The following is a 14,197-nucleotide window of genomic DNA, read 5'->3' as shown; positions in this document are numbered from 1 at the left end:
CTTACGCATTGCTGCGTAAGCCCTTTTGTCTTCGGTGATCGACACACCAAGAATCTGGTGGGTAGTACTGGGATCGAACCAGTGACCCCTGCCGTGTGAAGGCAGTGCTCTACCGCTGAGCTAACCACCCGAAGAGATTGAAATTATGTCAGGCTTTTTCGAGTTCGTCTAGTACTTTTTAAGTAATTTGCTCATCGGTTGCCGGAGCGGGTTCGAAACGCCAGACGCTCGCGCCTTTCATCGCCTTGTCGAGACCGTCGAGCACCGCTTCGTGGGCGGCGATTTCTTCATCGTTCGCGGTGACCACCAGCAGTTCGAGCGACTCAAGCGCGACGCGCGGCGTATCGGCGGCGCCGCTGCTTTGCGCTTCGCCGAGCATGTCGATGACGAGGCTTTCCTGGCCGCGCGTCATCGCCAGATAGACCTCGGCGAGCAGTTCCGAGTCGAGCAGTGCGCCGTGCAGCGTACGGTGCGCGTTGCTGATGCCGAAGCGGTCGCACAGCGCATCGAGCGAATTACGCTTGCCCGGGAACATCTGCTTGGCGCGCGCGAGCGTATCGATGATTTCGCCGCAGTGCGTTTTCACCTGCGGCAGGCCGAGCAACGCGAACTCGGCGTCGAGAAAGCCGATGTCGAACGGCGCGTTGTGAATGATCAGGTCCGCGCCCTGAATGAAGTCGCGGAACTGGTCGACGATCTCGCCGAACTTCGGCTTGTCGCTCAGGAACTCGGTGGTCAGCCCGTGCACCGCCAGTGCGCCCGGATCGCTGTCGCGCTCGGGGTTGATGTAGAAGTGCAGGTTGTTGCCGGTGAGCCGGCGGTTCACCAGCTCGACGCAACCGAGTTCGAGAATCCGGTCGCCGCCACGCGCATTCAGGCCGGTGGTTTCGGTATCGAGGATGAGTTGACGCATGTCGGATTAGCCTGCTGCGAAAAAAATTGCGAAAAAAATCGGAGAGGGCGGGGCGCGCCGCTAACGGCGGCCGGCCACGCGGCCAGCGGTTTTAGACCTGCGCGAGCGATGCGACGCCGCGATTGGCGAGCTGGTCGGCGCGCTCGTTCTCCGGATGGCCGTTATGCCCGCGCACCCAGCGCCATTCGATCTCGTGCTGCGCGACCAGCGCGTCGAGCCGTTTCCACAGGTCGGCGTTTTTGACCGGCTGCTTCGCCGCGGTGACCCAGCCTTTTTTCTTCCAGCCGTGGATCCACTCGCTGATGCCTTTCTGCACGTACTGCGAGTCGGTGTGCACGACCGCCTTGCACGGACGCTTGAGCGCTTCGAGCGCGGCGATCACGCCCATTAGCTCCATCCGGTTGTTGGTCGTGTTGGCTTCGCCGCCGAACAGCTCTTTTTCCTGCGCGCCGAAGCGCAGCAGCGCGCCCCAGCCGCCGGGGCCGGGATTGCCCTTGCAGGCGCCGTCGGTATAGATGTCGATGTGATCCGGAGTCATTCGATGTGATTGCGTGTATTGGGGGTGGCGGCGGGCGCGAGGCCCGCGGCAAGCACGGGCTTCTTCACCTTGAGCGGGCCGACGAGGCGCATGCCGCGCACGCGCTTGATCGCCTTGATCATGTAGGTGGCGCCGAAAATCGGCCACCAGCGGTCGCCGGCGGCCTCCATGAAGCCGTAGCGCGCGAGCCACTGTTCGCTCGCGAGCGGCGGACGATAGCAGCCGAAGCGCCCGCGTTCAAGATCGAAGCCGAGCAGTTTGATCCAGTCCTTCAGGCGCGTGAACGCGATCAGATCGACGGCGGACGGCACGAACGGGCGGCCCGTCATTTTGCCGACCGACTGCCGCACGCCCCACAGCGACAACGAATTGAAGCCGAGGATGATCAACTGGCCTTCCGGCATCAGTACGCGCTCGGCTTCGCGCAGCAGCCGGTGCGGGTCGCTCGTGAACTCGAGCGTGTGCGGCATCACGATCAGGTCGACGCTTTGCGCTTCGAACGGCAGGTCGAGCAGATCGCACCAGAGCGCGCTGCGTTCGGCCGGGGCGTGCAGGCCGGCCGAACCTTGCGGCGGCGCGGCGTTGCCGTTCATGCCGTTCAGGTTGGCGCGCGCCGTGCGCGGATAGGTGTACGGCGCGCTCGCGCCGCTCGCCGCATCGAGCACGAGGCCACGGCACGGCATGCGGTTTTCGCGCAGCGCGTCGAGCTGCGGCAGCCCGAGTTGCAGCGCATGATAGCCGAACACGTCCGACACCACCCGGTCGAGCTGGGTCTGTTCCCACTGCAGCACGTAGCGGCCAGGCGGCGAATCGGTCCAGGCGGGCCAGTCTATAATCGCTCGGTCAGTCATATCTAGAATGCGTCGCCTATGAATGCGCTCGAGTACGTACCGGTCCCGGCGTTTGAGGACAATTACATCTGGGTCATTGCCGACGGACGCCATGCGGTCGTCGTCGATCCGGGCGATGCCGCCCCTGTGCGCGCCTACCTGGCCCAACGAGGCTGGCGGCTGAGCGCTATTTTACTCACGCACCATCATCAAGACCACGTCGGCGGATTGGCCGATCTGCTGAACGGCCAGGACGTACCGGTCTACGGCCCCGCCGGCGAGGCGATTGCGCATGTTACCCAGCGTCTGAAAAACGGCGACCGGGTGATCATTGCGGCGCCCGCGCTCGAATTCAGCGTGCTCGACGTACCCGGCCATACGAGCGGACACATCGCCTATTTCCAGGCTGCGGATCCGAACGGCACCCCGCATGTGTTCTGCGGCGACACGCTGTTCGCCTGCGGTTGCGGCCGGCTGTTCGAAGGCACACCGGCGCAGATGCTGACCTCGCTCGACTCGCTCGCCGCGCTGCCCGGCACGACCGAAGTGCATTGCGCGCACGAGTACACGCTGTCGAACATCCGTTTCGCGCTCGCCTGCGAACCGCACAACACCGCGTTGCAGGCGTGGCGCGACCGCGCGAGCGAACTGCGGGCGCGCCACCAGCCGACCGTGCCGACCACGATCGCCCACGAACGCGCGGTCAATCCGTTCCTGCGCGCCGGCGAAGCGACGGTCCAGGCGGGCCTGCGCGAGCAGTTGCACGAAACGGTTTCTGACCGTCTGGCCGCGTTTACGCTGATGCGCGAATGGAAGAATCGCTTCCGCTGATTCGTGCCGCATTCCGGGCGATGTTCAAGCGATGAGTCGGAAAAATTCGCCAAGCCCAAGATTTGTTTGATTTTTTTCTCGATTTTCCGATTGACGGAAACGTTGCCGTTTCGTACTATCGGCTGCAAATTCCAGCCCTTGTGGAAGCCGAGACGTTCATGCGATTTATCTTTAGTGCGTTATTGGTCCTGACACTCGCCGCCTGCGCGAGTCAGGGACCGACAACGAATACCGCCAACACCCCCGCCAGCAAGCAAGCAGTAGCCGATTCCCTTCGCAAGAACGCCACCGCTAAAGAAACCATCAACGTCGACCAGGGTTCCGTCACACAGCTGACGAGCCAGGACGCCGATCTGTGGGGCCGCATTCGTCGCGGCTTCCAGATGCCGGATCTGCAGACCGACCTCGTCGACATGCAGCTGAACTGGTACGTGCAGCGCCCGGACTACGTGCAGCGCATGACCGAGCGTTCGCAGAAGTACCTGTATCACATCGTCGAGGAACTCGAGACGCGCCATATGCCGACCGAGCTCGCGCTGCTGCCGTTCATCGAATCCGCGTATAGCCCGCAGGCGCTGTCGGTCGCGAAGGCGGCCGGCATGTGGCAGTTCATGCCGGGCACCGGCCGCACCTATAACCTCAAGCAGAACATGTGGCAGGACGAGCGCCGCGACGTGCTCGCGTCGACCAGCGCCGCGCTCGACTATCTGTCGAAGCTGCACGACATGTTCGGCGACTGGCAGCTCGCGCTGGCCGCCTACAACTGGGGCGAGGGCAACGTGCAGCGGGCGATCGCGCGCAACGAGGCGGCTGGTCTGCCGACCGACTATCTGAGTCTGCGCATGCCGAACGAGACGCGTAACTACGTGCCGAAGCTGCAGGCGGTCAAGAATCTCGTGATGAACCCGCAGATGTACGGCCTCACGCTGCCGACCATCCCGAACCACCCGTACTTCGTGACGGTGACGACCTCGCACGACATCGACGTCGACGTCGCGTCGCGGCTCGCCAATATGTCGACCGACGAATTCCGCTCGCTGAACCCGTCGTTCAGAAAGCCGGTGATTCTCGGCGCGACCCAGCCGCAGATCCTGTTGCCGTTCGACAACGCGTCGGCGTTCGAGCGCAATCTGAAGGCGTACACCGGGTCGCTGTCGTCGTGGACCACCTACACGGTCGACCAGCGCGCGACGCCGGCGGCGATCGCGCAAAAGATCGGCGTCGATGCCGACACGCTGATGGAAGTGAACAAGATTCCGGTCGGCATGCGCCTGAAGCCGGGCTCGACGATCGTCGTTCCGCGCGGCACGGACGACGACGAGGACATCAGCGCGGACGTCGCGGAAAGCGCGGTGCTCGCAATGGAGCCGGACGTTCCCGACACCCGCAAGATGCTGATCCGCGTGCGCCGCAACCAGTCGATGGCCGCGATCGCGGTGCGCTATGGGGTGTCGGTCGGTCAGTTGAAGGCGTGGAACAAGACGCGTCGCGATTCGGTGTCGCGCGGCCAGGTGGTCGTGCTGCACGTGCCGGTCGGCCGGGCGATCCCGAGCGAGCCGGGTCCGGAAAAGATCGCGACCGACGTGCAGGGCGGCGGCGTGCAGAAGATCGGCACCCGTGTCGCAGACACCCGTAGCGAATCGCGCTACGATAAGAAGAAAGGGCATGGCCGTTCTTCCATCGTCAAGGTCGCCGAGCCGGTCGCCAAGGGCAGCAAGGCTGAGGCGTCCGCCGCGAGCAGCAAGGGCAAGGTGACGAAGGTGTCGGCGTCCACGTCCGGGAAGGCGTCGAAGGCCGCGGCAGAGAGCCGCCCGAAGACCGTGGCCAACGCGAAGAAGAAGGGTAAATAGACCAATAGCGGCTCCCACGGTAGTGACCACATGCGTTGCGGGGGCAGCGCATGGATTGCGCTCCGATCACGCACCGTGTTCATCTGACGCCGTCACCTGAGGTGACGGCGTTTTTCATTGCGCAGACCATTTGCGGCGGATTGCGCGCATTTGCTTTATCGTGGAGGCCTCGATCGCGGCGGCCGGGTTCGCCATGTCGTGCCGCCCCGATCCACCCGACTTTCCCGCTCTTCCAAAAAGCTCAACCAGATTTATGTCGTCGACCCAACTGCGCGTCTTTCTGCTCTTTTCCGCCGGCTATTTCGTCTCCTATGTGTTTCGCGGCGTCAACCTTGGGTTCGCGCCGTTCATCACGCACGATCTCGGGCTGTCGGCAGCCGATCTGGGGGTGCTGACCAGCCTCTATTTTCTCGGTTTCGCGGGCGCGCAGATTCCAGCCGGCGTGTTGCTCGATCACTTCGGCGCGCGTCGTGTGACGGCCGTCACGCTGCTGTTCGCGGCGCTCGGCATCTGGGTGTTCGGCGCCGCGCACAGCCTCGGCATGATGATGATCGGACGGCTGTTGATCGGCGTCGGCGTGTCGGTGTGCCTCGGCGCCGCGTTCAAGGCGCTCGCGCAGCATTTCCCCGCCGCGCGTCTGCCGCTGATGAACGGACTCGTGATGGCGATCGGCGGCTTCGGTGGCGTGATGGTCGGTTCGCCGCTGACGTGGGTACTCGGTTTCTCGAGTTGGCGTACGGTGTGCGTCGGGCTCGGCGTGCTGACAGTGCTGGTCGCACTCGCGCAATGGACGCTCGCGCCGGAGGCACGCGACACGCATCGACAGGCCAGCCTCGCCGCGCAATTCAAGGGCACCTGGCATATTCTGCGCAGCGCGGCGTTCTGGAAAATCGCGTCGTTTTCGGTGGTCACGCAAGGCGTGTTCTACGCGATGCAGTCGCTGTGGGTCGGCGCGTGGCTGCGCGACGTGCAGGGTTTCGAGCCGCACGAGGCCGCGGCGCTGGTGTCGATCCTCGGTTTCGCGATGATGGCCGGCTGTGTCGGTTTCGGCGCGGCGGCGCGCAGCCTCGAGCGGCGCGGCATCTCGCTGTATGCGTTCTGCGGAATCGGTATGGCGCTGTATGTGCTCACGCAATTGCTGATCATGTTTCAGGCGCCGCTGCCGGCGAGTTTGCTGTGGGCCGCGTATGGGATTTTCGGCGGCACCGGCATCCTGAGCTATGCGGTGATGGCGCGCCATTTCCCCGCGCAGATGATCGGCCGGGTCAACACGACGCTGACGCTGATTATTTTTCTGCTGATCTTCGGTTTCCAGATCGGAGTGGGCGCGGTGCTGTCGCATTGGCCGGCGATCGGCGGCCGCTATCCGGCGGTCGCGCATCTGACCGCGTGGGAAATTCTGGTGGCGCTGCAGGTGCTGAGCGCGATCTGGTACGTGTTGCCGGGCCGGCAGGCGACCCGGTCGGCCGAACTGCGTGCCGAGCAGGAGGCTTGAGGGGAGGCTTGAGCGCTGTCGCGTGGCGAACCGGTGAGTTGACATTTTTTGGGTTTCGTCCCCGCAGCGGCTAGTCGATCGAGGTCACTTAAAGTGCCGCCGGGAGGTGCTGAAAGGCGCGCCAGGCAAGACTTCGAGCGTACGCCGAGGGGGGCGCCCCGAGTCCGCGTCCTATCTCAGATTTGGAGGGAAGGGCGGATTCAGGCTATAATTTCAAGGTTTGAGCTTATCAACCCGCACCCTAGCGCCTACCTCTCCCCAACCGTTCATCCGCCGCGCGCCATTAGCGTAGCAAGAAGGGCCCCGCACCCAGTCGAATCGTCCACACAATGGACCGTTTGCGCCCCCTTGCAACGTCACCGGCAGCACGCGAGCGAGTCTGCGCGCGCATTCACAATGCGTTTCGCTGCGGCTCGCAATCGGACAGACAGGTGGCAACAGGGTGTTCCCCCAAGGAGTCTCCCGTGTTGCCGTCATTTTCTCCCGCTCTCCTCGCGCTCGCCGACGGCACGGTCTTTCGTGGTTATTCGATCGGCGCCCCCGGGCACACCATTGGCGAAGTCGTGTTCAACACGGCGATCACCGGCTATCAGGAAATCCTGACTGACCCGAGCTACGCGCGCCAGATCGTAACCCTCACGTACCCGCATATCGGCAACGTCGGCGTGAACGCCGAAGACGTCGAAGCGACGAAAGTCCATGCCGCCGGCCTGATCATCCGTGATCTGCCGGTTCTCGCGTCGAATTTCCGCATGGAGCGCACGCTCCCGCAATATCTGCAGGACGAAGGTGTAGTCGCCATCGCCGGCATCGACACCCGCAAGCTGACCCGCGTTCTGCGCGACAAGGGCGCGCAGAACGGCGCGATCCTCGCCGGTTCGGACGACGAAGCGAAAGCGATCGAACTCGCGCGCTCGTTCCCGGGCCTCGCCGGCATGGACCTCGCGAAGGTCGTGTCGACGCAGCAAAGCTACGAGTGGACCCGCACCGAATGGCGCCTGGGCACCGGCTACGGCGAGCAGAAGGCGCCGAAGTACCGCGTCGTCGCGTTCGACTACGGTGTCAAGCAGAACATCCTGCGCATGCTGGCCGAGCGCGGCTGCCACGTGACGGTGCTGCCGGCCCAGGCGAGCGCCGCCGATGCACTCGCGCTGAATCCGGACGGCGTGTTCCTGTCGAACGGCCCCGGCGATCCGGAACCGTGCGATTACGCGATCGCGGCGGCGAAGGAATTCATCGAGCGCGGCGTTCCGACCTTCGGCATCTGCCTCGGTCACCAGATCATGGGCCTCGCGGTCGGCGCGAAGACGATGAAGATGAAGACCGGCCACCACGGCGCGAACCATCCAGTCAAGGATCTCGAAGACGGCCGCGTGGTGATCACGTCGCAGAACCACGGTTTCGCGGTCGACGCCGCCACGTTGCCCGCCAACGCGCGCGTGACCCACACGTCGCTGTTCGACGGCACGCTGCAAGGCTTCGCGCTGACCGACAAGCCGGCGTTCTGCTTCCAGGGTCACCCGGAAGCGTCGCCCGGTCCGAACGACGTCGCGTACCTGTTCGACCGCTTCACCGCGCTGATGGACGCGCACAAGAACGGCAAGAGCGCGGCGGCGTAACGCCAGCACGCGGAGCGGGGGCGCGGCGACCGAGGTCGTCGCCAGAGCCCGCGGCAAAAGCGCGGCGGGCTCGCCGCGCAATAGCGCGCGCTACGTGACAACGGCGCGCGCCGACGGAAAGAATTCAGGAATATTTAGCGAGAGCGTTATGCCCAAGCGGACAGACATTAAAAGCATCCTCATCATCGGCGCGGGTCCGATCATCATCGGCCAGGCGTGCGAGTTCGATTACTCGGGCGCGCAGGCATGCAAGGCGCTGCGTGAGGAAGGCTACAAGGTCATTCTCGTCAACAGCAATCCTGCGACGATCATGACCGACCCGAACACGGCCGACGTGACCTACATCGAGCCGATCACGTGGGAAGTGGTCGAGCGCATCATCGCGAAGGAGCGCCCGGACGCGATCCTGCCGACGATGGGCGGCCAGACCGCGCTGAACTGCGCGCTCGATCTGCACGCGCACGGCGTGCTGACGAAATACAACGTCGAGCTGATCGGCGCATCGCCGGAAGCGATCGACAAGGCGGAAGACCGCCAGAAGTTCAAGGACGCGATGACCAAGATCGGTCTCGGTTCGGCCAAGTCGGGCACCGCGCATTCGATGGAAGAAGCGCTCGCGGTGCAGGCGAAGATCGCGGCCGAAACCGGTAGCGGCTATCCGGTCGTGATCCGTCCGTCGTTCACGCTGGGCGGCTCGGGCGGCGGTATCGCATACAACCGCGACGAATTCGAAGAGATCTGCAAGCGCGGTCTCGATCTGTCGCCGACGCGCGAGCTGCTGATCGAAGAATCGCTGCTCGGCTGGAAAGAGTACGAGATGGAAGTGGTCCGCGACAAGGCGGACAACTGCATCATCGTCTGCTCGATCGAAAACCTCGACCCGATGGGCATCCACACCGGCGACTCGATCACCGTCGCGCCGGCGCAGACGCTCACCGACAAGGAATACCAGATCCTGCGTAACGCATCGCTCGCGGTGCTGCGCGAGATCGGCGTCGACACCGGCGGCTCGAACGTGCAATTCTCGATCAATCCGAAAGATGGCCGGATGATCGTGATCGAAATGAACCCGCGCGTGTCGCGTTCGTCGGCGCTGGCGTCGAAGGCGACCGGCTTCCCGATCGCCAAGGTCGCGGCGAAGCTCGCAGTCGGCTACACGCTCGACGAACTGAAGAACGAAATCACCGGCGGTCAGACCCCGGCATCGTTCGAACCGACGATCGACTACGTCGTTACGAAGATCCCGCGTTTCGCGTTCGAAAAATTCCGCGAAGCCGATTCGCGCCTGACCACGCAGATGAAGTCGGTCGGCGAAGTGATGGCGATCGGCCGCACGTTCCAGGAATCGTTCCAGAAGGCGCTGCGCGGCCTCGAAGTCGGCGTCGACGGTCTGGACGAAAAGACCACCAATCGCGACGAGATCATCCGTGAGATCGGCGAAGCCGGTCCGGACCGGATCTGGTATGTCGGCGATGCGTTCCGCGTCGGCATGAGCGCGCAGGAAATCTTCGAAGAAACCGCGATCGACCCATGGTTTCTCGCGCAGATCGAACAGATCATCCTGAAGGAAAAGGCGCTGGCCGGCCGCACGCTCGCGAGCCTGTCGAAGGAAGAGCTGAAGTACCTGAAGCAAAGCGGTTTCTCGGATCGCCGTCTGGCGAAGCTGCTCGGCGCGAAGCCGGCCGACGTGCGCGCGCGCCGTATCGAGCTGAACGTGCGCCCGGTCTACAAGCGCGTCGACACCTGCGCGGCCGAGTTCGCAACGAAGACCGCGTACATGTACTCGACCTACGAGGAAGAGTGCGAAGCGAACCCGACCAACAACAAGAAGATCATGGTGCTGGGCGGCGGCCCGAACCGGATCGGCCAGGGTATCGAGTTTGACTACTGCTGCGTGCATGCCGCGCTCGCGATGCGCGAGGACGGCTATGAAACGATCATGGTCAACTGCAACCCGGAAACCGTATCGACCGACTACGACACGTCCGACCGTCTGTACTTCGAATCGCTGACGCTCGAAGACGTGCTCGAAATCGTCGACAAGGAAAAGCCGGTCGGCGTGATCGTCCAGTACGGCGGCCAGACGCCGCTGAAGCTCGCGCTCGATCTCGAAGCGAACGGGGTGCCGATCATCGGCACGTCGCCGGACATGATCGACGCGGCCGAAGACCGCGAGCGTTTCCAGAAGCTGCTGCAGGACCTCGGTCTGCGCCAGCCGCCGAACCGCACCGCGCGCGCTGAAGACGAAGCGCTGAAGCTGGCCGACGAAATCGGCTATCCGCTCGTCGTGCGTCCGTCGTACGTGCTGGGCGGCCGCGCGATGGAAATCGTTCACGAGCCGCGCGACCTCGAGCGCTATATGCGCGAGGCCGTGAAGGTGTCGAACGACTCGCCGGTGCTGCTCGACCGCTTCCTGAACGACGCGATCGAATGCGACGTCGATTGCATCTCCGATGGCGAAGCCGTGTTCATCGGCGGCGTGATGGAGCACATCGAACAGGCAGGCGTGCACTCGGGCGACTCGGCCTGCTCGCTGCCGCCGTATTCGCTGTCGAAGGAAACTATCGCCGAACTGAAGCGCCAGACCGCCGCGATGGCGAAGGCGCTGAACGTGGTCGGCCTGATGAACGTGCAGTTCGCGATCCAGCAGGTGCCGCAGGCCGATGGCTCGAAGCTCGACATCATCTACGTGCTCGAAGTGAATCCGCGCGCATCGCGTACGGTGCCGTACGTGTCGAAGGCAACCAGCCTGCCGCTCGCGAAGATCGCGGCGCGCGCGATGGTCGGCCAGAAGCTCGCCGAACAGGGCGTGACCAAGGAAGTCGAGCCGCCGTACTTCAGCGTGAAGGAAGCGGTGTTCCCGTTCGTCAAGTTCCCGGCGGTCGATCCGGTGCTCGGACCGGAAATGCGTTCGACCGGCGAAGTGATGGGTGTCGGCCAGACCTTCGGTGAAGCGCTGTTCAAGTCGCAGCTCGCGGCGGGTTCGCGTCTGCCGGAGTCGGGTACGGTGCTGCTGACCGTGATGGATGCCGACAAGCCGAAGGCGGTCGAAGTCGCGCGCATGCTGCACGAGCTCGGCTATCCGATCGTCGCGACCAAGGGTACGGCTGCCGCGATCGAAGCGGCCGGCGTGCCGGTCAAGGTCGTCAACAAGGTGAAGGACGGCCGTCCGCACATCGTCGACATGATCAAGAACGGCGAGATCGCACTGGTCTTCACGACGGTCGACGAAACCCGCGCGGCGATCGCCGATTCGCGTTCGATCCGCATGAGCGCGCAGGCGAACAAGGTCACGTACTACACGACGATGTCCGGCGCACGCGCGGCGGTCGAAGGTCTGCGTTATCTGAAGAACCTGGAAGTCTATGATTTACAAGGACTCCACGCTCGCCTAAACTAAGGCTTCGACTGTCAGTCCAAGATGTACGTGCCGCGGTTAAGCGGCGTTCCGCAGGTGCTGTGACCCGAGTTTGTTCCGGGCGCGGCTTTCGCGGAATGCACTTAACCGCGGTGATTTTTTTTACGGCCGTTTTTTGCCTCCAGAGTTGTTTATGAGCACTATTCCATTGACGAAGCGCGGCGCAGACATGCTGCGCGATGAATTGCAGCGCCTGAAATCGGTTGAACGTCCGGCGGTCATCAACTCGATCGCGGAAGCGCGCGCTCAGGGCGATCTGTCGGAAAACGCGGAATACGACGCGGCGAAGGAAAAGCAGGGCTTCATCGAGGGCCGCATCGCCGAAATCGAATCGAAGCTTGCCGGCGCGCAGGTGATCGATCCGTCGCAAGTGGAAGCGGATGGCCGCGTGGTGTTCGGCGCGACGCTCGAACTCGAAGATCTGGAGTCGGGCGCGTCGGTCAAGTACCAGATCGTCGGCGACGACGAAGCGGACATCGACCACGGTCTGATCTCGATCAGCTCGCCGATTGCGCGTGCGCTGATCGGCAAGTCGGAAGGCGACGTCGCGTCGGTGCAGGCACCGGGTGGCGTGCGCGAATACGAAATCATCGCAGTCAGCTACGTCTGAGGATGGCGCCGGTGTCCCTGATGCCGCATCGATTTTTCCGTCTGTTGACGATGGTGTGGGTCGGTAGCCTGCTGACTATCGGCTATGCGGTCGCGCCCGTGCTGTTTACGACGCTCGACCGCTCGACCGCGGGCGAAGTGGCCGCGCAGCTGTTTCGCATCGAGGGTGTGATCGGTGTCGTTTGCGGCATTTTGCTGCTGGGGCTCGCCAATCTGCTGGTGCGGCGCGGTGCCGATGCCTATCGGCGGGTGCGGTGGCTGGTCGCGGGCATGCTCGTGTGCGTGCTGGTCGGCTACTTCGCGCTGCAGCCATTCATGAATGCGATTCGCGTGGCGGCGCTCGAAGCGGGCACCGACGTCGGTCATTCGGCGTATGCGGCACGCTTCGGCATGCTGCACGGAGTGTCGAGCCTGTTCTATCTGATTCAGAGTCTGTTGGGTCTGGCGCTGGTGTGGTTGCTGCCGGCTCGCGTCGGTGCGGCGGCTGAGGAAGAGGGCGCTCGGCGGGTCGCCGGGAAGGCGGTCGGCTGAGGCTTGCGGTGGACTGATCGTCGCTCGATCGGTTATGTCGCTACTGCTTGTGTGTCACAACGGTGCGGACGCCGTCCGCACCTTCCTGCAATCCCGCTTACTTCGACGACTGATGCGAGCGCTTCGCGCTGGTTTGACGCTTTTTCGCGCGCTTGATGTTGCCGCCTTGCGTGACGCGCTCGTTGCCGCGCACCAGCACTGCCTTGGCTCGCGGCTTGCGCATCGGCACGTCGGTCGGCTTCACGACCTTGACCACGCGCGGCGCACGTCCTTTGGACGAATTGGCTTCGGTCGCCGCTTCGCGAGCGCTCGGCAGCGCGCCGCGTTTGGCCGCGGGCGTGGCCGGCTGCGCCGCTTCGGGCTTCCAGATCACCAGCAGCTTGCCGATATGCTGGATCGGCGCGGCGTTCAGCGTGTCGCAGATCTGTTCGTAGATGGCGATCCGTTCGTCGCGCTCATCGCCGAACACGCGGATCTTGATCAGCTGGTGCGCGGCAAGGTGCACCTTGATTTCGGTGAGCACCGCGTCGGTCAAACCTTCGGCGCCGACAAGTACGACCGGTTTGAGCGCATGTGCCTGGGAGCGCAACTCGGCGCGTTGATCGGAAGAGACTTTGAGGGCTGGCATGGAAAGTAGGAGACTCGACTAAAATGGCGGCTCCTGCGTGTTCGTCCGATTGCTTGGCTGAATGGGACGGTTCGATTCGACAGGGCGCGCGTCAGAACATCAGAATCGCGGCTGCTCGCCAGTCTGGCGATGGCCGCGCGAAATTAACCGCGTATTATCCCCTAAAGCGCGACACGACGCAGCAATAGTTCAATCTTTAATGGCAAAAAACAAGTTCAACACCGCGTGGCTGCATGACCACATCAACGATCCGTACGTCAAAATGGCGCAGCGGGAAGGTTATCGCGCCCGCGCGGCCTACAAGCTCAAGGAAATCGACGAGCAGGACAAGCTGATCCGCCCGGGGCAGGTGATTGTCGATCTCGGCTCCACGCCGGGCAGCTGGAGCCAGTATGCGCGCAACAAGCTGGCGAGCGGCTCGCAGCGCAACGCGGAGCGCGAGGGCGGGATCGACGGCACGATTATTGCGCTCGATATCCTCCCGATGGAGCCGGTTGCCGACGTTCACTTCATCCAGGGCGATTTCCGCGAAGACTCGGTGCTGGTCCAGCTCGAAGAATTGGTCGGCGAGCGCCAGGTGGACCTTGTAATTTCGGATATGGCGCCCAACCTGTCCGGCGTGGCGATCGCGGATGCGGCACGGATCGAGCATTTGTGCGATCTCGCGCTCGAATTCTCGCAAAATCACCTTAAACCGGATGGTGCCCTTTTAGTCAAATGCTTTCACGGCAGCGGTTATAGTCAGATTGTCGAAAAGTTCAAGCGCCAGTTCAAGGTAGTGGGGGCCCGCAAGCCGAAAGCGTCGCGGGATAAATCGTCAGAAACATTTATTTTGGGTAAGCATCTGAAGCGTCTCGCATAGGGGCGCAGCCGGACGACTCAATCTCTGCCAGCGCCGGGAGCAACACGTTCCAAACCGGCGTTAAAACGGCCCG

General features: G+C 63.5%; 12 protein-coding genes and 1 tRNA gene. 8 read left to right on the top strand and 5 right to left on the bottom strand.

The window, feature by feature from the left end; translation table 11 throughout:
* Positions 1-55: 55 nt before the first annotated feature.
* The 4 genes from BTH42_RS17880 to BTH42_RS17865 all read right to left on the bottom strand — a co-directional run bounded on the left by BTH42_RS17880 (position 56) and on the right by BTH42_RS17865 (position 2,302).
* Positions 56-130 (bottom strand) — tRNA-Val (locus BTH42_RS17880).
* 48 nt (positions 131-178) lie between these two features.
* The gene (gene dnaQ, locus BTH42_RS17875) at positions 179-913 is read right to left on the bottom strand and encodes a DNA polymerase III subunit epsilon (protein WP_075301782.1); all 735 of its coding nucleotides are present in this window, start codon (positions 911-913) and stop codon (positions 179-181) included.
* 91 nt (positions 914-1,004) lie between these two features.
* Entirely contained in the window at positions 1,005-1,451 is a 447-nt protein-coding gene (gene rnhA / locus BTH42_RS17870) for a ribonuclease HI (RefSeq protein WP_075301780.1), read from the bottom strand.
* A complete protein-coding gene (locus tag BTH42_RS17865) occupies positions 1,448-2,302 on the bottom strand; it encodes a class I SAM-dependent methyltransferase (protein ID WP_075301778.1) in 855 nt (284 codons plus the stop codon). The genes rnhA and BTH42_RS17865 overlap by 4 nt, the downstream gene beginning before the upstream one ends.
* A gap of 18 nt (positions 2,303-2,320) precedes the next feature.
* Here BTH42_RS17865 and gloB point away from each other — a divergent pair, with 18 nt between their 5' ends.
* The 7 genes from gloB to BTH42_RS17830 all read left to right on the top strand — a co-directional run bounded on the left by gloB (position 2,321) and on the right by BTH42_RS17830 (position 12,634).
* Positions 2,321-3,112 carry a hydroxyacylglutathione hydrolase gene (gene gloB, locus BTH42_RS17860; RefSeq protein ID WP_075301776.1) on the top strand — a complete coding sequence of 264 codons (792 nt, stop codon included), beginning with the start codon at positions 2,321-2,323 and terminating at the stop codon, positions 3,110-3,112.
* A gap of 158 nt (positions 3,113-3,270) precedes the next feature.
* Positions 3,271-4,962, top strand: coding sequence for a transglycosylase SLT domain-containing protein (locus BTH42_RS17855; protein ID WP_075301814.1), 1,692 nt, complete (start codon positions 3,271-3,273; stop codon positions 4,960-4,962).
* 253 nt (positions 4,963-5,215) lie between these two features.
* Positions 5,216-6,457, top strand: a complete 1,242-nt coding sequence (locus BTH42_RS17850; protein ID WP_075301774.1) for a nitrate/nitrite transporter — start codon at positions 5,216-5,218, stop codon at positions 6,455-6,457.
* Between the two features lie 464 nt (positions 6,458-6,921).
* Positions 6,922-8,076: a glutamine-hydrolyzing carbamoyl-phosphate synthase small subunit gene (carA, locus tag BTH42_RS17845; RefSeq protein ID WP_075301772.1), complete on the top strand. Its 1,155-nt coding sequence runs from the start codon at positions 6,922-6,924 to the stop codon at positions 8,074-8,076.
* A 148-nt stretch (positions 8,077-8,224) separates the two neighbouring features.
* Positions 8,225-11,476 (top strand): carbamoyl-phosphate synthase large subunit, encoded by a 3,252-nt coding sequence (gene carB / locus BTH42_RS17840; RefSeq protein ID WP_075301770.1) that lies wholly within the window; start codon positions 8,225-8,227, stop codon positions 11,474-11,476.
* Positions 11,477-11,627: 151 nt separating this feature from the next.
* Positions 11,628-12,104: a transcription elongation factor GreA gene (gene greA / locus BTH42_RS17835; protein ID WP_062127755.1), complete on the top strand. Its 477-nt coding sequence runs from the start codon at positions 11,628-11,630 to the stop codon at positions 12,102-12,104.
* A gap of 20 nt (positions 12,105-12,124) precedes the next feature.
* Positions 12,125-12,634, top strand: a complete 510-nt coding sequence (locus BTH42_RS17830) for a DUF4149 domain-containing protein (RefSeq protein WP_178392194.1) — start codon at positions 12,125-12,127, stop codon at positions 12,632-12,634.
* A 97-nt stretch (positions 12,635-12,731) separates the two neighbouring features.
* On the opposite strand, the gene BTH42_RS17825 is transcribed toward BTH42_RS17830, so the two are convergent.
* On the bottom strand, positions 12,732-13,262 hold the full coding sequence (locus tag BTH42_RS17825; protein WP_075301766.1) for a YhbY family RNA-binding protein: 531 nt from the start codon (positions 13,260-13,262) through the stop codon (positions 12,732-12,734).
* Between the two features lie 199 nt (positions 13,263-13,461).
* Here BTH42_RS17825 and BTH42_RS17820 point away from each other — a divergent pair, with 199 nt between their 5' ends.
* Positions 13,462-14,124, top strand: a complete 663-nt coding sequence (locus BTH42_RS17820) for an RlmE family RNA methyltransferase (protein WP_075301764.1) — start codon at positions 13,462-13,464, stop codon at positions 14,122-14,124.
* The last annotated feature ends 73 nt before the right edge of the window (positions 14,125-14,197 follow it).

This window comes from Burkholderia sp. SRS-W-2-2016 (genome assembly GCF_001931485.1).
In the GTDB taxonomy this organism is placed as follows: domain Bacteria; phylum Pseudomonadota; class Gammaproteobacteria; order Burkholderiales; family Burkholderiaceae; genus Paraburkholderia.
This window is presented reverse-complemented; position numbering and strand designations above follow the sequence as displayed.